The following is a 20,436-nucleotide window of genomic DNA, read 5'->3' as shown; positions in this document are numbered from 1 at the left end:
ATGTGAGAAGTATTGATTGTAATACCACGCTCACGCTCTTCAGGAGCATTATCGATTTGTGCGAAATCTTTAACTTCACCACCGTGTACTTTAGTTAATACTGCAGAGATAGCAGCTGTTAAAGTAGTTTTACCGTGATCAACGTGTCCGATAGTACCAACGTTTACATGCGGTTTTAAACGTTCAAATTTTGCTTTAGCCATTATGTAATGCCTCTGAAATAAATTAACAAAAATAAAATAAATTTAGTTAGATAGAAATCTTAAGGAATGGTGCTGATAGGCAGATTCGAACTGCCGACCTCACCCTTACCAAGGGTGCGCTCTACCAACTGAGCCATATCAGCAATCACTTAAAGATGGAGCGGACGGCGAGAATCGAACTCGCAGCTTTAGCTTGGAAGGCTAAGGTATTACCACTATACGACGTCCGCTTTTCTATCTTTAATGTTGCAAAGTGGTGGAGGGAGGTGGATTCGAACCACCGAAGGCTGAGCCGTCAGATTTACAATCTGATCCCTTTGGCCACTCGGGAACCCCTCCAATACTTTTACAACAATTTTATTAATGGTGCCGACTGCCGGAGTCGAACTGGCGACCTACTGATTACAAGTCAGTTGCTCTACCAACTGAGCTAAGTCGGCACTACATTAAGTGGTGCGAATTCTAGTGGAATGTTTTGTCCCTTGCAAGCGTAAAAACAAAAAAAAACCATGTTTTTAACCTTTTGATGTTTTTTTAATCGCCTAGCGTCGAAAGTCACCGCAATGTATCGATATAATAAAGGCGTCAATGATTTAAAACCTTTGCATCCCAAGAAAAACAAGCTCGTTAATAATATGATGTTTAGTTGTTAGTAAAGCGCCTAATTTTTCTGCATTACCGCCAGTGATTAATACTTCATCCAATGAAACTTGTTTGTTAGCTTGTTTGATGCCTTGTTCAATAAAGCCAAGTGTTGCTGCCCAGCAAGCATTATTGACACCATCAGAAGTATTTTGACCAAAGGAAATATCAGTCTGGTGTTCCTTAGTAGCAAGCACTTGCGAAGTATTTGATAGTAGACTGTTAAATAAAATATCAATACCGGGTAAAATCCAACCGCCTAAATGCCGACCATTATTGTCGAGTAAATCAACGGTAGTCGCTGTACCCGCATCAATAATAAGTATGTTTTTATTCTTATACAAAATGTTAGCTGCAAGTAACGTTAACCACCGATCAATACCCAACGTTGTGGGTTGTTCATAACTTGAGGTAACACCAAATCGTTCACTTTCACTTTTAACATTCAAAAGTTCAATACTGTGTTGTTCAGCAAACTTTACAAAGACATCAACTAAATAAGCTTCACTAACACTCGCGACAATAATTTTTTTTACTGATTGAGTAATGTTTGCTAACCATTCTTCACTAATCGCTTCATTACGTTCACTTTGAACTTCTGATAATACACCCTGCTGCTCAAAAGTATATTTAGTGCGGGTATTGCCAATATCGACTAATAACCTCATGACTCTCCCCTCAAGCTAACTTCACCACCATATACAGGTGCAATTTGGCCATCAACGTCTAATAACAAGCCACCTTGATTATTAATACCCCGACAAATGCCTTTTTTCTCACGAGCGCCAGTGATTAACCTAACCGGTTTATTCATATAAAAATCTTGCTTAGCCCATTCATTTACCATCGTTAACAGCCCTTCATTTTGGTGCTGTTGCAACCTTAAAGAGAGCTTGGTGATTAACATAGCCGCCAGCTCATTTCGATCAATAGTTGTTTGGGGGTTCTTCTTGCTATTCGTGTTGCTACTAATAGCTTGCTGTAGATCTGTCCAAGGTTGGTCAACTTGTTCTGCACTTTTTTGTGGCATATTAATATTTAAACCAATTCCTATCACACAATGACACGGTTCAAGTGCCTGCCCTTCTAAATCAATAAGAATACCGGCAAGCTTAACACCATCAAAATAAATATCATTTGGCCACTTTAACTGAACATCTATTTTATAAAGCACTTTTATTGCATCGCTCACTGCCAATGCTGAAACAACACTTAGCCCCATTGCCGTTGCCATGCCTTGTTCTAAGTACCAATACATTGACATGTATATGTGAGAACCAAAGGGAGAGATCCACTTTCTTCCACGACGGCCACGCCCTGAATCTTGATATTCTGCTAAACAGACTTGTAAATTATAATTTTGATTGGGTAAACGGCGCAATAAATAACTGTTTGTTGAGTCAATAATATTATGCACTTCAACTTTATTCTTCTGACCCAGTTCGTTAAGTTTTTGTTGAATTTTTTTTTCATTTAGTAAGGTTAACGGTTCTGAAAGTTTGTAGCCTTTTCCGGTAACACTGTAAATATCAAGGCCCATATCAGTTAAAGAGGTAATATGGTTTGATATTGCTGCACGACTCACGCCTAATTGTTCGCCCAACCACTGCCCAGAGACGAACTGGCCATCAGCTAAATATTGTATGAGCTGCTCACGAATTGCTTTTGCCATGATTAGCCTATTCCTTTTAAGATCACTTCACCCTGTTCACCGAGCATTCTCACTTCAGGTTGAAGATATATTGCAAAGCGTTCAAAGACTGTTTTTTGTATATAAATAGCCAAACTTTTGATGTCACTTCCTCTCGCTGAATCAAAATTGGTAAGTACCAACGCTTGTTTATCATGTACCGCAGCCCCATTCATCTGAAACCCCTTCAACGCTGACTTTTCAATTAACCACCCTGCGGCTAATTTCACCTTACCGTTATCTTGTGGATAATGAGGGATTTCTGGATGATTACGCTGCAATAACAGAAACTGCTCTGCGCTGATCACGGGGTTTTTAAAAAAACTACCTGCGTTTGGAATAATCTTGGGGTCAGGCAACTTGCTATTTCTTATTTTAATGACTGCCTGCATAATATCTTTAGCACTGCAATCTTTAGGTAATCCATTAAGCCCTTGATAACTAAGTTTTGCCTGCCAATTTTTTGTGAAACGTAAAGTAATATTAGTGATAATGCCTTTATTTTTTAAATCTTGTTTAAAAACACTGTTTCGATAATCAAACTGGCACTGAGTTTTAGTAAATTGCTGAGCTTTGTTATCAGTAAAATCAAACCAAGTAACACGCTCGATAAAGTCAGCAACTTCTACGCCATACGCTCCAATATTTTGCACAGGAGCGGCACCAACACTACCAGGAATAAGTGCTAGGTTTTCAAGACCGTTAATACCTTGGTTAATACAAAAACACACAAGGTCATGCCAGTTTTCACCACACGCAGCATTCACTTCATAAAAATCTTTTGTCTCATGAACAATAATCCCTAAAAACTCAGGTTTAATGATCACTGGCATAATATCTTCAACAAAAAGCGTATTACTACCTTCCCCTAAAATATAAAAGCGTCCGCGCGTTACACTGGCTAATAATTGTAGTTCTTGCTCATTTTTTGGGTAATAAATAACGGGAGTCGTTGCGTCTACGGCAAAGCTGTTATTTTTTTGTAGGGAAAAATTTTGCTGTGATTTCATAGTATAAGCAGAAGTATAATGCTGGTAAAAATTTTGTCTTATTCTACCCCAGTTTTCAATAAGCGAAAGCACTTAATAACTAGAAGAGCATTAACCTTGTTTTCGCACCGGCAATTTAACAATATTATTTGTCGTTCGTTGTAATACTTATTTTGATATTTATCAGAATCTATATTTTGACTATGATTAATGACAATACCTTCAAATATTGAGTGTATTTGCTATTAATAGATAGCAAAGGACTAACCTTGTTTTCGTACCGGCAATTTAACAATATTATTTGTCCGTTCGTTGTAATACTTATTTTGATATTTATCAGAATCTATATTTTGACTATGATTAATGACAATACCTTCAATGGGAGCATTTACTTGCTTAAGCATACGCAGACCTGTTGTGATCTGTTCTCGCTTAGTTTTCTCACCATGAACCACATACAATACCGTTTCCACTAGTTTAGAAATAATGACGGCATCACTGACGGCATTAACCGGGGGAGTCTCTATAATAATGCGATCATAAAAATTACCAAACACTTTAATCAGCATATTAAAACGTTTCATAGATAAAAAAGCTAACGGGTTAGCAGGAGAAATACCTGAGGTTAAAATATCTAATTTTAAATTTTTGTCACGAATAATACACTCATTAATCTGATGTGTTTTTGCTAATAAGTTTGATAATCCAGGACGATGCGGACTCAAATTCATATTTCTCGCCACCGTTGGGTGTCGCATATCAGCCTCAATAAGCAAGACTTTTTCCATTTCACTAAACGAGCGAGCGAGATGAAGCGCTACCGTAGACTTACCTTCATTAGGTACAGAAGATGTTATCGCAATCACTTTAGCTGGCTTATTTTCCCCATTAAATAATAAAGAGGTTCTTAAGGTACGTACCGCTTCGGTAAAACGATTATCGGTATAGTAGGGATCATTCTTCTTATCAGCATTTGATGTTTGAAACTTTGGCAAAATGGCAAGAATAGGTGCTTCGGTAAAGTTTTCGAGTTTACGGCGCGAATTTAGCGTATCCATTAACAGCTCACGCATAATTATAATTATTGAAATAATAGCAAATGATAAAATAAAACTGATAATAACCATCAACGCTTTATTAGGAGCAAATTTATTACGCGGAGTAATCGCTTTATCTATAAATCGCACATAAAAATTTGATTTATAATTCCCCATCGCATCCGTTTCTTTTAAGCGAACAAGGTAATTATTATAAAGTTCTTTATTCGTATCTACATCTCGCTGCAATTGTGAAAATCTATTATGTAAGCGACTTAAGCGGAGATAATCAACTTTGGCAATTGCCAAGCGATTCTGGGTTGCTTTAACTTTTTCAGAAGAGTTCAAATAATCTTTTTCAATAGAGATAACGATTTCATCAACAAGTTGTACAATACGCTTTTGTAATGACTCAAGCTCGGCTTGAACGGCAATACGTTTCGGATGTTTAGGCCCATAACGCTTCGAGAGTTCAAATATTTTTCGTTCGGCTTTTTCATCGGCACGCCGCAATTGTACTAAATCACTTTGCTTACTAATTTCTTGCAGTTCAAGTAATTGTGCGGTATTTTTTCGACGATTTTGAATACTTTCATAAGTGACTTCTAAGTCATCTTTTATTTTTTCAGCGTGAATCGCAGAAGATGTTAACTCGGTTAATTCAGAATTGACTAAGCCTGAAACACCTAAAAGATCAATAATACCTTCTTTTTCACGATATTCTTGTAATGATTCTTCAGAGGTTTCAAGTTTTTTTCCTAATTCTTCAAGTTGATCAACCAGCCATTGCGATGTTGATTCTTTCGACGCGCTATGAATTTCATCTTGATATTGAAGGTAAGTAAAACCAATTTGGTTAGCCACTTGTTGTGCTAATTTAGGTGTGTGGGCAACAAAACTAATATTGACGAGCTCGGTACTCGCAATAGGAGAAATAGTTAAGCGGCTTTTAAATGCTGAAATTAAACTGTTAACCGTTGGCTTAACCTTACTTTGTCCTATGTTCGCGAAGAAACTAATTTTGTCATTATATTTACCACTATTAAATTCCTGATGTTCAACCAAATTTAAACTAGCGATAACACGCTCAGCAAACTTTCGTGATTTTAATAATTCATATTGGGTTTTAACTTGCTCTTTACTGGCACTAGACTCATTAAATGCGTCATTGATTGATAAGGTATTAGCCGGTTTATTACTGCCTATTTGTAAAACGGCCGTTGCTTTATATGAGGGTTTAAGTAATGAGACATAAAAAGCCACTATTAATGATATAAATAGTGTAAAGAATACAATTTTCCACCGCCGAGACCAAAGAGGGCTTAACACTTCTTTTAAAGCGACCTCCTGATTGGGGGCACTAAAATTTATGCTTTTATTATCGTTCAAAATTACTGCTCATCATTATTTACAAGTATCACATGTAATACAGCCAATAAAACTGGTCAAAAATCCTTTTGTCATGTGCTTTTTAGAAAAAACTTTGTTCTATTTTTATAATATCATCCGGGCGAATTGCCGTAGCAACATTCCCCTCTATTGTCACTTTAATGCCATTCACCATTCGAGATATTTTCCACTGGGAAGTTGACGCTCTATTTGATAGTCCCCCTGCTAATGCAATAGCTTTATCCAACGTTAGATCATCTTGGTAAGGATACCCTCCCGGCCGCTGAACTTGTCCATGGATAAAAAATGGTCTGTACGTAGCAATAGAAACTGAAACTTGTGGATCAACAATATAATCCCCTAGCAAGCCTTCCCTGATAACATTTTCTAATTTCTTTGTCGATAAACCGATTACTTGTATATCATCTAAAAAGGGAAAAGAAATAAAACCTGATTTATCAATCTTTACATCAGTTGTTAGGTCATTTTCACCATAAACGACAATATGCAATTTATCACCCGGTCCGAGTACGTAATCGCTTGCACCACAAAAAAAGCTGCAAAGTATTAAAATTGTTGATAAAGCCCAAAAGCGCATGTTTTTCATCCAATATTAAATAGTAACACTAAAACCTAATGATAAGCTATTACGCTGATTGTTGAGGTTATCGTCACTTGCCTCTAAATCTGTAAAAGTGAATCCAGCAAACAAAGTTAGCCAGTCATTTCGTTGATAATTAAATTTCAGCGCTGAATACAAATAATCTTCATTATCGGTTTGATCAAGGTAAATGATCTCTTCTTGTTTATATCCTATAGCGACTGATGTCTGAAAATAATCAGTAAATTGATGAGTGACGTTCAAATTCGTGCTGTCAACGACTCGGTAACGCTCTGCTATTCGGTTTTCTGTTTCATAATTTCGTTGCGTGTTGATGTTAATTTTACTAAAGAAGGTCGGTTGCCAATTCATATCAAATCGCCACTTAAAGCTATTATCGCTGTCAAGGCGTTGGTCTTCAAAAGAGAGTGTTTGATAACCGACTAATGCTTGCAGTTGGGTAATGGCTGTCGATTGCCACTTCATTCCTACTAATAAGGCATATTCATCTTTATTTAACGGTTTATCACGTTGAAAATCTGATTGAATATAGGCTAAGTCGACGGCAAAATATGTTTTTCCCGACAGCAAATAATCAATGCTAGCGGTGGCCTTATGATCAACACGGTCAAGTGCCCTATTTTGTATTCGCCGGGTTGTATAACGAAAGTCTTCTTGGCCAATTGAGAGTTTTAATTTAGCCACTGAATCAATTTGACCATATAAGTAGCCAATATTTGCGGCAACTCTTTTCTTATCGTCTCCGGTTGTTAGCGACGTAGCGTTACCTAAAGATAACCCAGTACCACGGTATTCATATTCTTCTTGTAATTTAAAATCCGCAAATAATGTTTTATTGTGGTCAAGTTTAAATAAATATTTTGGTTTAAAAGATAAGTTGCTATGGTCATCTTCACCAAACTCACTAAATTGATAATGACTAATGTTTGCTTCTAATTGAAGTAAATGACGAGAAAATTGCGTTTGAATAAAAACTGAAGGTTCAATTTTAATATAACGAGTACTCTCTTCATCTTTATTTTGATGAAGGAAGTTACTTATTTGACCATACTCAGAAGACAGTTTTGCTGTAAATTTGTTACCGCTTTCAAGGACAAAATCAGTCTGCGCTTTCAGCATAAAAGAAGTCAGTAAAAAAGTACAAAAACAAATTAAGGAAATGAATAAAAGTCTAAATATGACCATTGAAAATAGTAAGCCTTACAAACAAGTGATTATCGCGACAAACAATATGCCCTAAAAGTAAAGAAGATGAAACATTCCTGTTACATTAGTCTTTTCTTATGAGGAATAAAAATTCAAAATAAGTTCTTTATTGTACACATAAACAAACAAAAAGTGTTTATTGAGCAGACTAAAACAAAAAAGGCCGCTTTTAAAAGCAGCCTTTTTTTATTCTATCATCTTAATGTTTAGCGCATACGAATAGATCTAATTAGCACTATCCGTTACAGTTATCTGCAAATCAACAGTCGAATGAGTCGCTTAAATTTAACATGGAGAAGTTTATTGTATTAATTGATCTTAATACTCAAAATTTAACACCTAAAACTGTAATGCCTTTTGACTTTACTTTTTGACTATATATATTTTATCAGCACCTTAGATTTGCGTTGGAAGTTATACATCTGTTTTTTACCTTCAGGTAAATCGTCCATTGAACTTTCAATAAAACCTTGCTCACGAAACCAATGACCACTCACGGTTGTTAAGACGAATAAAGATCTTAAGTTAAGCTCATGGGCTTTAACTTCCAAAGCCCCCATCAAGTGTTCTCCCCGGTTACCATTACGATAATCAGGATGAATAGCCACACAAGCTATCTCTCCTGAATTAGCCTCTTGATAAGGATATAAAGCAGCACAAGCGATAATAACATCTTCTTTTTTGAGAACGGTGAAGCGATCAATTTCAATTTCAAGTAATTCACGTGAACGCTTTACCAAAATGCCTTCTTCTTCTAAAGGGGCAATCAGCTCTAAAATACCCCCGACATCATCAATACTTGCCGTACAAACTTCTTCTTTATGATCCTTTGCGATTAATGTCCCTGCACCATCACGAGTAAATAACTCCTGTAACAAAGCTGTATCGCTCTGGTAACTCACACAGTGACAACGTTCTACGCCATTCTCGCCACTTTGAATAATTGCTCTTAATAATAACTGGCGGACATGACAATCTTTATCATCCAATAAAGTTTTTACTCGCCGTACACTACAACTACGAATAAGCTCACCCGATTCATCCATTAAGCCATCGTCTTTCGTGAAAGTAATTAACTTATCGGCTTTAAGCGCGAGTGCCGTTTTGGTAGCAACATCTTCAAGTGCTAAATTAAAGACTTCCCCTGTAGAAGAGTAGCCAATAGGTGACAGTAAAACTATTGAGCCATAATCAAGCTGGGTGTGAATACCAACAGCGTCAATTTTTCTTACGCTGCCCGTATACTTATAATCAACGCCATTGAGCACACCAATGGGTTTAGCAATAACAAAATTACCGGTACTAACGCGAATTTGTGAGCCATGCATTGGCGAATTAACTAAGCCCATCGTTAACAAAGCTTCAATATGTAGTCGCATTGATCCCGTCGCATCTTTAACAGCAATAAGTGTTTCAGCATCGGTCACTCTAATATTATTTTCGATATTACGCGTAATATTACGCTGTTCCATACGTTCTTCAATTTGTGGCCTAGCACCATGAACTAACACTAACTTAACGCCCAAACTGCGCAACAAAGCAATATCATGAATAATGTTGGCAAAGTTTGGATGAAGTACGGCTTCACCACCAAACATAAGCACAACTGTTTTTCCTCGGTGTGCATTAATATAGGGCGCGGCATTTCTAAACCATTTAACATAATTTTGTTCGTTATTATTCATGCTGTCCATTTTCTGAGTTATGAAGACCTGTTATTTATACTCTGCAGCGGAGCCGCTAAGTATCATTGCTAAAGTGAATGCTTCACCTTAATCATTTTAAATTACCACTAAAATTATGCCTGTTGAGGCAGACTCAGTATGTATGCCATCGCGACTTCGTCTGCCGGGTCTTTATGCGGACTAGGTTCACTGTCTTCAATAATATTATCAGCGAGTGAACTTTTATCAATAAAGTTAAAGCCAAGCGTCTGAAAGTATTGTGGAATATAAGTTAGAACAATAATTTGTTCTAATTCCATTTGATAAGCGAACTCTAACAAATATTGCACAAGTGCTTTACCTTGACCTTGGTGCTGATCACTATCTTGTACGACAACTGAGCGTATTTCAGCTAAGCCTGTTTGATAGATATAAAGCGATGCTGTACCAACAACATTACCGTCAAGCTCGGCGACAACAAAATTTTGAATGTCATGAATAATATTGTCACGTGACCGTGGCAATATTTCACCTTTATCTGCCCAAAAGTTGGTTAGTTGATAAATTCTGTCCACATCTGACATTCTCGCTCGACGAACTGACATAGCCGCGGCACGTTGGGCATTTAGCCGCTGTTTGACCTGTTTAAGTGCAACTTGAATTCTTTGCTTACCTGGCGCACCAACAACCTGCTCATTTAAAATAGCTTCATTGCCAGACTGGGTCGTCGCCAGCGCTTTTTCAACTTGCGAACGGGAAGTACCGCCCAATGCTTCACGTTTATTAAGCGTTGATTCAATAGAAAGGTGCTGATAAACATCTTGCTCAATTCTATCGCTGAATTCTTGCAGTTGGCTTATGGTTAAGTCTTCTAAAGGTACACCTTTATCAATAGCCGCTAGCACAACTTCACCTACAATATGGTGTGCTTCACGAAACGGTATATCTTTACCGACTAAATAGTCGGCGAGCTCAGTTGCATTGGCATAACCTTGTTGCGCTGCAGCTAATGTACGTGAACGGTTTACTTTCAAACCATCCGCAACGAGCACTGCCATTTCCATACATTCTTGCCACGTATCAAGCGCATCAAACAAACCTTCTTTGTCTTCTTGCATATCTTTATTATAGGCAAGTGCTAACGCTTTCATCGTGGTTAACATCCCCGTTAAAGCGCCAAAAACACGCCCTGACTTACCACGAATTAATTCACAGGCATCAGGATTTTTCTTTTGTGGCATTAATGACGAACCAGAACTCACTAGGTCACTCATTTCTACGAACCCAGCTTCTCCTGAATTATAGAAAATTAAATCTTCTGCAAAACGTGACAAATGCATCATCGAGATACTTGCTGAAGCTAGTAACTCAATAACGTGGTCTCGGTCAGAAACAGCATCAAGACTATTCATCGTTGCCGTTCTAAAACCTAAACGATGAGCCAGTGCGTTTCTATCAATAGGATACGCAGTACCCGCTAAAGCGCCAGAGCCCAATGGCGAAACATCTAAGCGATAAAGCGCATCTTTTAAACGTCCTATATCACGATTAAACATTTCTACATACGCTAAGCACCAATGGCCAAAAGTTATTGGCTGCGCTCTTTGTAAATGAGTATAGCCAGGTAAAACGGTATCTTTTTCACGTTCAGCTAGGTTCATCATCGCTTGTTGTAAATTCACTAAGGCGAAGAGTAAATCGCCCCCTTTCTCTTTACACCAAAGCTTTAAGTCAGTCGCTACTTGATCATTACGACTGCGTCCCGTATGAAGCTTTTTACCTAAGTCTCCGGTCTTTTCAATAAGCTGGATCTCTACCCAACTATGAATATCTTCAGCGTCTGACAACAGAATTTGCTTGGGATTTTCTTCTACCGAAGTTTTTAATTCTTGTAATGCACCCGTTAAACGAACGAGTTCACCATCATTTATTACCCCTACCTCGTGAATAGCCTGTGCCCAAGCCATTGAACCGACAATATCTTGTACTGCCATGCGGTAATCTACGGGTAAAGAGTCATTAAACTTTTTAAATTGTAAACTCGCTTTTTCTTTAAACCGTCCGCCCCATAAAGCCATGACTATTTATCCTTGTTCTTTAACACAGTGTCTTTTTGCGAAAGTGCGGTGATCCGGCTTGATAAACTAAAGAGGCGAATAAAACCTTCCGCATGTTTTTGGTCGTAAACATCATCAGCACCAAACGTAGCGAAGGCTTCAGAATATAAAGAATTAGGTGAACGACGTTGAATAACTTGTGCCATCCCTTTATATAACTTAACAACCACATCACCCGTCAGCTTTTCAGCAAAAGAGGCTGCTGAAGCCAATTGAGCTTTAGCAAGCGGGGTAAACCAACGACCGTCATAAATGACATGTGAAAACTCAAGACCAACTGATTCACGGTATTTAAGTGATTCTTTGTCAAGAATAAGCGTTTCTAAACCTTTATAAGCCGCCATTAAAATAGTGCCGCCGGGTGTTTCATAACAACCACGAGACTTCATGCCGACCAAACGATTTTCGACAATATCAATTCTGCCAACACCATGAGCCGCACCTTTAGCATTTAAATACATTAGCGCTTGATAAGCGCCGGCACCTTTTGGTGAAAAATCTTTCCCGTCAATAGCAACGAGCTCACCGTCAGCAAAACTTAATTGTACTTTTTCAGGGATGTCCGGTGCATCCATTGGATCAACTGTCATGGTCCAGACTTCTTTTGATGGCTCACACCAAGGGTCTTCTAATTCACCACCCTCATGAGAAATATGCCAAGCATTAGCGTCACGACTATAAATTTTATCCAGTGATGCTGCACATGGAATATCACGCTCGGCTAAATAATCAAGTAAGTCTTCACGCGAAACCATATCCCACTCACGCCATGGCGCAATAACAGTTAACTCTGGAGCAAGCGCGGCAAAACAAGATTCAAAACGCACTTGGTCGTTACCTTTACCGGTACAACCATGACAAACCGCATCAGCACCCACCTTAAGTGCCACTTCTATATGTGCTTTAGCAATAATAGGGCGTGCCATTGACGTACCTAGTAAATATTGGCCTTCGTAAACCGCCCCTGTTTTCAAAATAGGGTAAATATATTCTTTAACATATTCTTCTTTAAGATCTGCCACGTAGCATTCAGAGGCACCAGAGGCGATAGCTTTTTCTTTAATACCTTTAAGCTCTTCGTCGCCTTGGCCCACATCAGCACAGAATGCGATCACTTCACAATTGTCATAATTTTCTTTTAACCATGGAATGATTGCTGAAGTATCTAATCCGCCAGAATATGCTAATACTACTTTTTTGATTTGTTTCTTTGTTGCTAAAGCCATTGTCTTGTTCCTACTTAATCTTGATAAATGGTTATGCTGAATATATTTCAGCAGCTGACCTAATGTTTTTTACTGAATTATTTAGCTAATAACGTAACGAGTACGGCATTTTGCGCCCACATTCTATTTTCTGCTTCTTGGAAAACCACCGACATTTCGCTGTCAAAAAGTGCGGCGGTTATCTCTTCCCCTAAATGTGCGGGTTGGCAGTGCATAACAATACTTGCACCACTATTTTTCATCATTTGATGGTTAACTTGATACGGCGCAAACTTTTCTAAAAGTGCCGCTTTTTTACCGGCATTTTCATCACCCATTGATACCCATGTATCGGTATAAATAACATCTTGCTGCCCTAAGTTTGCAACACTTGAGGTAAGTACCAACTTACTTCCTGACTCTTCAGCAAAAGTTTTGGCTTTATTCAACAAGCTTTCCTCTGGCGCATGCCCTTCAGGACAAACCAAAGTAAAATCAACCCCGACTATTGCCGCCATAAACATCAACGAATTTGAAACGTTATTACCATCACCTACATAAGCTAGTTTAACTTTTGACAAATCGGCAAAGTTTTCTTGCAAGGTAACAAAATCAGCTAACGCTTGGCACGGGTGATAAATATCACAAAGTGCGTTAATCACCGGTACACTCGCGTGCTCGGCTAAGCCTTCAATAGCACTGTTTTCAAAAACACGCGCAACAATAGCGTCAGCATAACAAGAAAGATTTTTAGCATAATCGCTGACTCTTTCACGCTCACCTAACTTGCCATTTTGCTGGCCTAAATATAGCGCATGGCCGCCTAATTTGTTAATCCCCATATCAAAACTAACGTGCGTTCTTAATGAGGGTTTTTCAAAAATCATCGCAACAGATTTACCTGCTAACGCTTGACTGTAATCGCTAGGATAGTTTTTAATATTTATCGCTAAAGAAATAAGATCGGTTATTTGTGTTTTAGTCAGTTGATCATCGGCTAAAAAATTTTCTAACTTTGCTATTGGTGACATTGCTTTTGACATAATGCGTGCTATCCGAAAAAGTAATTAAATTAAACATGACTTAAAGAGGGCTAATGAGGTTGAATGCGCGTACCTATTGCATCACCTTTTAGTAAGTTGATAATTTGTTCAGGCGACTGCCAACTAGCAACCGCGATACTTCGCCGTAATTGACTTGCTGCCAGGAAAGCCGCATTGACTTTAGCGGTCATACCGCCAGCAATAACCCCCTGCTCGATTAATTTATTAGCTTGAGTTTTACTCAGCGAAGCCATATATTCGCCACTCGCATCTTTTACGCCATTAACATCGGTCAACAGTAGCAACTCGGCATTTAATAGCTGGCAAATCGCGACAGCCGCATCATCAGCATTCACATTCACTAATTCACCACTGGTTAATGAGCCAATGGAAGATACAACAGGTAAAAATTTTGCGCTTAGCAAGGTATCAAGTAATTTACTGTTATTAGCATGTGGTACTCCAACCATGCCGAGATCTTTTGTACTTAAAAGACAAGTAACCATATCGCCATCGACAAGCGACAGGCCGACCGCCTGCATATTCAAGCTTGCCGCCGTGGCAACAATCGATTTATTAACACTACCGGCCAACGCGCCAGCAATAATTGGCATTTGATCTTTAGGTGTAACACGTAAACCGTGTTTTTTTTCGGTGGTAAAACCGGACTGACTGAGCATTTCATCAACAACACAACCACCACCATGCACTAAAACAACCGCCTGATTTTTTAATAACGCGATAATTTTTAATAAATCAGCGAGTGCATCTGTTTTTTCAAGAATGGCGCCACCAATTTTAATCACCAACGGCTTGTTAGTCTTATTACTGATTAACGTATTTATTGGCATAGTCATTAACATTTTCCCAAGGTTACATTATTTAGCAAACTATATTCACTGGGTAAGCCCAAAGAAATATTTGCACATTGCACCGCCTGTGAAGCCGCACCTTTTAGTAAATTATCAATAGCACAACTGACCACAACCACATGCTTTTCTTCATCGACTTGCCAATGGACATCGGCAAACGGTGTGTTAGCCACATTGTCTATTTTGGGCCAAGTCCCCGTTAAACGTACCAAGGGTTCATCTTGATAAGCACAAGCAAAGGCTTCATCAATTTGTTTGGTCGTAACACCGGCCTTAATTTGCAAGGTTACCGTCGCCATTAAGCCTCTTTTATAAGGCGCAAGATGCGGATTAAAAATAACCTGTGCATTCGCTTCTTGGCTTATCTCAGGTTGATGCCGATGCTGTAAAATATTATAAGGAGTTAAACTCACTTCATAAAAACTTGTCGCTAATGAGGCTTTTCTTCCCGCGCCACTAACACCACTAATCCCATTAACAACAATAAGTGAATTTTCAAGATGATACTTATTAGACGTAATAGGCTTTAGTGATAATAAACTTGCAGTTGGATAACAGCCCGGTACAGCAACTAATTGCGTACTCGCAATATCTTCTTGCTGCCATTCGGCTAAACCGTACTTTGCTTGAGCCAGTGCCGATAAGTTTTTATGTTCAAAACCATAAAACTTTGGATAATCTGCACTGTTTTTGAGGCGAAACCCGCCTGAAAGATCAAAAACCTTAACACCTTTTTCAACAAACGCTTGCGCCCAGTCGGCACTAAACTCATGTGGTGTCGCAAAGAATACCGCATCAAGTTCTTGTGCTGTTTTATCAAACCAACGTGGTGAGAAGCACACTAAAGGTAAATCACATACACCTAAGTAACGCGGATGTAATTGCGAAAAGGTCATATCTGCCGAGCTACTGTTTTCTGATACCAGTAAATACTCAAGGGAAATTTTGTCGTGCGCAGACAATAAATTAATCAGCTCAGCGCCCACATATCCACTTGCTCCAATAACCGCGACTTTCATACAACCTCATCTATTAATTTTTAATCAACCTAAAGTAGCGAGAGAAAATAAATAATCTTCAATAGGCTTCTTTTATTAGGTTATTTACACTAGAATTAGAAAATAACACCTGATGACTTGTTATGCAACAAATAAGCATAACTACCCATGATATTTATTTATTCTTATTTCTAATCGTGAGCTCTTATGAAAAATTTACCAAACTTTACCCATTCATTAACGCAACTTATTGCCAGTGCTTCGATTAGTTCAACACAAGCAAGTTGGGATCAAGGAAATTTAGCCGTAATTCAACTGCTAGCGACGTGGTTTGAACAGCTCGGTTTTAGTATTGAGATTCAAGCCGTACCCGCAACCCGTAAAAAATATAACTTATTAGCAAAACTTGGCAGCGGAGAAGGAGGATTATTACTCGCAGGTCATAGTGACACCGTACCTTTTGATGAAAATCGTTGGCAGTCAGACCCATTCAAAGTCGTCGACAAAGATAATAAATTTTATGGTTTAGGTACTTGTGACATGAAAGGTTTTTTTGCCTTTATTTTACAAGCTTGTAAAGGGTTATCAGCGAAACAACTCAAAAAACCGCTTTATATTTTAGCCACAGCAGATGAAGAAACCACTATGGCAGGCGCGCGTTTTTTCACCCAAAACCAACAGATAAAACCAGATGTTGCCATTATTGGTGAGCCAACAAATTTGGTCCCTGTCATCATGCATAAAGGGCATATGTCACATCGCATAACTATTCAAGGTCAATCAGGGCACTCAAGTAAACCAAGTTTAGGCGTTAATGCTATAGAAATTATGTATCAGGTGATTAGCCAATTAATGCAGCTCAAAGAAAAACTTGCTCACAATTATAGTAATCAAGCCTTTGATGTAAAAGAGCCAACGCTGAATTTAGGCGCAATACATGGTGGCGATAATGCCAATAGAATTTGCGGTCACTGCGAGTTAGATATTGATATGCGAGCACTGCCGGGTATGACTGACAGCGAACTGATTCAATTGCTCAGCGAAGCCCTAAAGCCGCTTGCTGAAAAATATCCTCACCGAGTTTCGTTTAATGAATTAGACCCTAGCTCCCCCAGTTTTGAACAAAACCAAAGCAGTGGGTTAGTAACAATAGCTGAAGAAATAAGTGGTCACTCATGTTGCGCGGTAAATTATGCTACCGAAGCACCTTTTATTCAACAGCTTGGCTGTCAAACTATTGTTTTAGGCCCAGGTTCTATTGACCAGGCTCATCAACCAAATGAGTTTTTAGCGCATAGTGAAATTGATAAAACTGAAGTTATATTAACAAAAATGATTCAGCGTTATTGTTTATAGGGATTATTTAAAAATAGTACACCGTCGCTCTATGATACTCATAGAATCACAACATACCGTTGACGTGCAGGGATGCACTAATGCCTTGGAAGGCAGGATGTCTGAGAAAGGCCATCCTGAACATCAAAACTCTTTGCCATCCATGGCACCGTGACATACCGTTCATCCTGAACATCAAAACTCCTTACCATCCATCGCACCGTGACATACCGTTCATCCTGAACATAAAAAAGCAAGGCTTTGTCGCTTTGCATTTTATTGTCTAACTTATGAGTGAGCGATTAAAGACTTAGCAAAAGCCTGTTAATAATTAAGTCATATCCTCAAACGGATTTTCTTTTGGTAAAGCAATGCTATTGGTAAAACCTGTCATAGAAATGTTATCGCAATTAATTTCAATATCATCATCACCTAAAACACCAACACCAAATTTATATATTAATTCAAATTGTCCGTTATTCGCTTTATCTTGATAAACTTTTTGTTTCGCTTCAACCGCTGATAACTTTTCTTGGTAACTTGCTATATCTTCAATACTATAACGTTTTTTCAGCATTGAAAGGGTTACATCTGGTGAAAGTAAGGTGGCGGTTGCATTGTTGCCACCAAAACCTTTCGAATTAATAAAGGCAACATCCATGGCTTCACACTGCCAGTGATCAAGTGCGATGTTTAAACGTTCATTATAAACATCGTCAGCAACAGCGTTAATCGTTGTAATACCCGGCATAATATTATGGGCAAAAACACCTAACGCCATAGTGATTTGATCGCCACTTGCAGGAGCAATAGTATGACCTACAAAAGCTTTTGGCGCAGCTACTGGCCAATGATGAATATCAAATGTTTCGGCTAAACGATGATAAATTAACGATTCTGTTACGCGATTTTGTGGCGTACTTGAACCATGAGCCAGTATAAAACTGCGTTTCTGTACTGATTCGTCACCTAAAATACTTTTTGCGAGTGCCACTGATTTCGCCATAGTAATATAATTACCAGGACCAGGAGCAGTAATAGATTTTTTAATACCGTCAGCATTAATGAAAACATCGGCAACAGAGCCCAAAGGCTTAGCGCCTAATTCAATCGCTAACTCATCATCCATAATAACTAAGAAGTGCGCGGCTTCACCAATAGTAAAGCCACAGTTTTCACCAAATGGACGACTGGTATTACGGTGATCGGCCTGCCCTTGTGTAATACCATCAAGTTTTTTCAAACCTTCTTCATTCGCCAAGGCACTCATGTTGCCAAAACCTTCAATAATTTCTGGTGTGATTGGGCTTTCGCTACTGCCTACAATAGCAACACGTACACGACCTGACTTAATATCTTGAATCGCGTTGCGTAAGTTATAAAGAAAACTCGCACAAGCGCCTGTCGAGGTTGAGGTAGTACCAACACTGCCAGTAACATAGCCATTAATGAAGTCAGCTGACATAGTGTTTAAACCTAAGGCTAAATTTTTAGTGGTTACTCGATCGCCATGAAGACGGTTTTGCAACATACCACCCAACCCTTCTGATTGCATTTGACCAAAAGCTGAAGATGAATAAGTTCCTACATGATCAGGACTTACTTTTTCTAAAATTTCATCCCAGCTAAAACCTGTTGAATGAATAGCATCCGCCGCGCCAAAAATAGTGGTTTGTAAACCACGCGGCTGATAACGACTATTATATAAAGTTGACGGTTCAAAACCGGTAGGTAATTGTCCTGCGGCCTTAATTGGGTTGTCACGATAACTACTATGTTTAATATCTAAATTATCCGTAATTTCAACTTTGACACGTTTATCTGCTAACGGTGTTATTTTCCAAGAGCGTGGCAAAGGTTTGGGTAATTCTTTTTCTTTAATTTCAAAAGTAATGTTATCAGCGCTTGGTGTCGCAAGCATATGCGTATGGCAATGCGTTGCGTCAGGGTCAAAGTGATTACTTTCAATTTTACGGATAAGTGTGCCATCTAGAATTTGCTGGCCAAAACGTGCTTCTACTTCGTTTAATGCAACGCTATTACCATCAGCATCAAGTAACTGACCGTCTTGGAAAGTTAAAATATTCATCAGCGTGGCTAAGCCAACAAAAGTTTCTTGACGCGCTTCTGCCGTTAATTTGTCGATAACAATACGACGAAAACCTTGATGAAAGGAGGTGCGGCCGGCAGCATTTACGCCGCCCATGCCAACAATAATAGGTAAAGCAGTCATTTATAATTCTCTTAAATACATGAGTCGTAATTCTTATCGTTAGTGTAAAAAGAAACGTTAATAATTAATTGTCGTTATCAGCCATAAATAATACAATAACAGCCAAAAATAACGAAAGTTACTGATATGCCACTAAAGATAGCTCGTAAAACGGTAAATGTTGCCTTGGTTTTATATGATCATATGCTAGCAACCAGTGTAAGTTTACCTATTGAGATGCTCAGGGCTGGAGAAGCTTTTGCGCGCAGAGAAAATAGGCGTTCGCCTAAGCTTAATATAGAAATGGTCAGTGAAAGTCTAGCTCCTGTACGTACAAGAGCTCTTATTAAGCTTTATCCTGATGTAGATATTGAACATGCGCAAAGCCCCGATTATATTTTTATACCGAGTCTTTGGCGCAATCCTCGCCCATTAATTAAAAAACATCCCAAAGTGGTCAATTGGCTAAATGATATGTGGCAACAAGGTTCGACACTGATTGGTGGAGGCACTGGGGTCTGTTTTATTGCCGAGTCGGGTTTGCTTGATCATCACCCGGCAACAACACACTGGCATTATGTTGAGCAATTCAAACGAAATTATCCAAAAGTTGAACTTAAACCTGATTTTTTTATCACGCAGTCTGAACGTATTTATTGTGCGGCGAGCTTAAATGCCTTAGCTGATATTACTGTTCATGTTATTCATCAAACTTATGGTGAACGAGCCGCTCAGCACGTAGAGCGTAATTTTTCTCATGAAATTAGAAAACCTTATGAAGAGCAGCGATATTTAGAAGGAGCGGTTGATCGCCACCCTGATGAATTGATCACTCAAATTCAATTTTGGATGCGAACCAACCTTTCATCAACATTATCTCTCTCTGAAATTGCCTTACAATTTGAGATTAGCGATAGAACGTTTAGCCGACGATTTAAGAATGCGACAGGAGTTAGCGCTTCTCATTATTGGCAAAAGGTAAGGGTTGAAACGGTGAAAGATTTGTTGTCATCGAGTAATTTATCAATACAAGAAATAGCGTTTCAAGTCGGTTACCAAGACCAAGGCCAACTAACACGGCTTTTTAAGAAACAATTAACACTTACGCCAAGAGATTATCGTGCGATGGTGAGAAAAAAACTTTTTATGTAATATAATGAACATTACATCAATTAAAAACACTGAAGTGCTTGTACTTTTATGGAATAAGAC

General features: G+C 38.6%; 16 protein-coding genes and 4 tRNA genes. 2 read left to right on the top strand and 18 right to left on the bottom strand.

All coding sequences use genetic code 11. The features are described 5' to 3' along the window. The 17 genes from H4J39_RS05910 to argC form a co-directional block, all read right to left on the bottom strand. The coding region (locus H4J39_RS05910) for a GTP-binding protein (RefSeq protein WP_259364653.1) at positions 1 to 203 on the bottom strand (203 nt) is incomplete at its 3' end. Positions 204 to 270: 67 nt separating this feature from the next. After that, positions 271 to 346: transfer RNA gene (locus H4J39_RS05905), tRNA-Thr, on the bottom strand. 13 nt (positions 347 to 359) lie between these two features. Further along, a tRNA-Gly gene (locus H4J39_RS05900) sits at positions 360 to 433 on the bottom strand. 24 nt (positions 434 to 457) lie between these two features. Further along, positions 458 to 542 (bottom strand) — tRNA-Tyr (locus H4J39_RS05895). Between the two features lie 25 nt (positions 543 to 567). Further along, positions 568 to 643, bottom strand: a tRNA-Thr gene (locus H4J39_RS05890). A 153-nt stretch (positions 644 to 796) separates the two neighbouring features. Beyond that, positions 797 to 1,513: a type III pantothenate kinase gene (locus tag H4J39_RS05885; protein ID WP_182226466.1), complete on the bottom strand. Its 717-nt coding sequence runs from the start codon at positions 1,511 to 1,513 to the stop codon at positions 797 to 799. Beyond that, positions 1,510 to 2,517 (bottom strand): bifunctional biotin--[acetyl-CoA-carboxylase] ligase/biotin operon repressor BirA, encoded by a 1,008-nt coding sequence (gene birA / locus H4J39_RS05880; RefSeq protein ID WP_182226464.1) that lies wholly within the window; start codon positions 2,515 to 2,517, stop codon positions 1,510 to 1,512. The genes H4J39_RS05885 and birA overlap by 4 nt, the downstream gene beginning before the upstream one ends. A gap of 2 nt (positions 2,518 to 2,519) precedes the next feature. After that, positions 2,520 to 3,545 (bottom strand): UDP-N-acetylmuramate dehydrogenase, encoded by a 1,026-nt coding sequence (murB, locus tag H4J39_RS05875; protein ID WP_182226462.1) that lies wholly within the window; start codon positions 3,543 to 3,545, stop codon positions 2,520 to 2,522. A gap of 242 nt (positions 3,546 to 3,787) precedes the next feature. Continuing rightward, positions 3,788 to 5,950 (bottom strand): polysaccharide biosynthesis tyrosine autokinase, encoded by a 2,163-nt coding sequence (locus tag H4J39_RS05870; RefSeq protein WP_182226460.1) that lies wholly within the window; start codon positions 5,948 to 5,950, stop codon positions 3,788 to 3,790. 82 nt (positions 5,951 to 6,032) lie between these two features. Next, the gene (locus H4J39_RS05865) at positions 6,033 to 6,548 is read right to left on the bottom strand and encodes a polysaccharide biosynthesis/export family protein (protein WP_182226458.1); all 516 of its coding nucleotides are present in this window, start codon (positions 6,546 to 6,548) and stop codon (positions 6,033 to 6,035) included. A 15-nt stretch (positions 6,549 to 6,563) separates the two neighbouring features. Further along, a complete protein-coding gene (locus H4J39_RS05860; protein ID WP_182226456.1) occupies positions 6,564 to 7,691 on the bottom strand; it encodes an outer membrane beta-barrel protein in 1,128 nt (375 codons plus the stop codon). A gap of 461 nt (positions 7,692 to 8,152) precedes the next feature. Beyond that, positions 8,153 to 9,463, bottom strand: coding sequence for an amino-acid N-acetyltransferase (gene argA, locus H4J39_RS05855; RefSeq protein ID WP_182226454.1), 1,311 nt, complete (start codon positions 9,461 to 9,463; stop codon positions 8,153 to 8,155). A 113-nt stretch (positions 9,464 to 9,576) separates the two neighbouring features. Continuing rightward, entirely contained in the window at positions 9,577 to 11,520 is a 1,944-nt protein-coding gene (gene argH / locus H4J39_RS05850) for an argininosuccinate lyase (protein WP_182226452.1), read from the bottom strand. A 2-nt stretch (positions 11,521 to 11,522) separates the two neighbouring features. Next, positions 11,523 to 12,785 (bottom strand): argininosuccinate synthase, encoded by a 1,263-nt coding sequence (locus H4J39_RS05845; protein ID WP_182181461.1) that lies wholly within the window; start codon positions 12,783 to 12,785, stop codon positions 11,523 to 11,525. 77 nt (positions 12,786 to 12,862) lie between these two features. Further along, positions 12,863 to 13,807, bottom strand: coding sequence for an ornithine carbamoyltransferase (locus H4J39_RS05840; RefSeq protein WP_182226450.1), 945 nt, complete (start codon positions 13,805 to 13,807; stop codon positions 12,863 to 12,865). 50 nt (positions 13,808 to 13,857) lie between these two features. Next, the gene (gene argB, locus H4J39_RS05835) at positions 13,858 to 14,664 is read right to left on the bottom strand and encodes an acetylglutamate kinase (RefSeq protein ID WP_259368767.1); all 807 of its coding nucleotides are present in this window, start codon (positions 14,662 to 14,664) and stop codon (positions 13,858 to 13,860) included. After that, positions 14,664 to 15,698, bottom strand: a complete 1,035-nt coding sequence (gene argC / locus H4J39_RS05830; RefSeq protein WP_182226448.1) for an N-acetyl-gamma-glutamyl-phosphate reductase — start codon at positions 15,696 to 15,698, stop codon at positions 14,664 to 14,666. The genes argB and argC overlap by 1 nt, the downstream gene beginning before the upstream one ends. 186 nt (positions 15,699 to 15,884) lie before the next feature. Between argC and argE the strand changes: the two genes are divergently transcribed. After that, the gene (gene argE, locus H4J39_RS05825) at positions 15,885 to 17,033 is read left to right on the top strand and encodes an acetylornithine deacetylase (protein ID WP_182226446.1); all 1,149 of its coding nucleotides are present in this window, start codon (positions 15,885 to 15,887) and stop codon (positions 17,031 to 17,033) included. Positions 17,034 to 17,343: 310 nt separating this feature from the next. Here the strand turns inward: argE and H4J39_RS05820 are convergent, their stop codons facing one another. Beyond that, positions 17,344 to 19,245, bottom strand: a complete 1,902-nt coding sequence (locus tag H4J39_RS05820; protein ID WP_182226444.1) for a beta-ketoacyl synthase — start codon at positions 19,243 to 19,245, stop codon at positions 17,344 to 17,346. Between the two features lie 126 nt (positions 19,246 to 19,371). Between H4J39_RS05820 and H4J39_RS05815 the strand changes: the two genes are divergently transcribed. Continuing rightward, positions 19,372 to 20,376, top strand: coding sequence for a GlxA family transcriptional regulator (locus H4J39_RS05815; RefSeq protein WP_182226443.1), 1,005 nt, complete (start codon positions 19,372 to 19,374; stop codon positions 20,374 to 20,376). The last annotated feature ends 60 nt before the right edge of the window (positions 20,377 to 20,436 follow it).

Source organism: Colwellia sp. Bg11-12 (assembly GCF_014076955.1).
Classification (GTDB): domain Bacteria; phylum Pseudomonadota; class Gammaproteobacteria; order Enterobacterales; family Alteromonadaceae; genus Colwellia_A.
The sequence above is the reverse complement of the archived record's forward strand: the minus strand, read 5'-3'. Positions and strand labels throughout refer to the sequence as shown.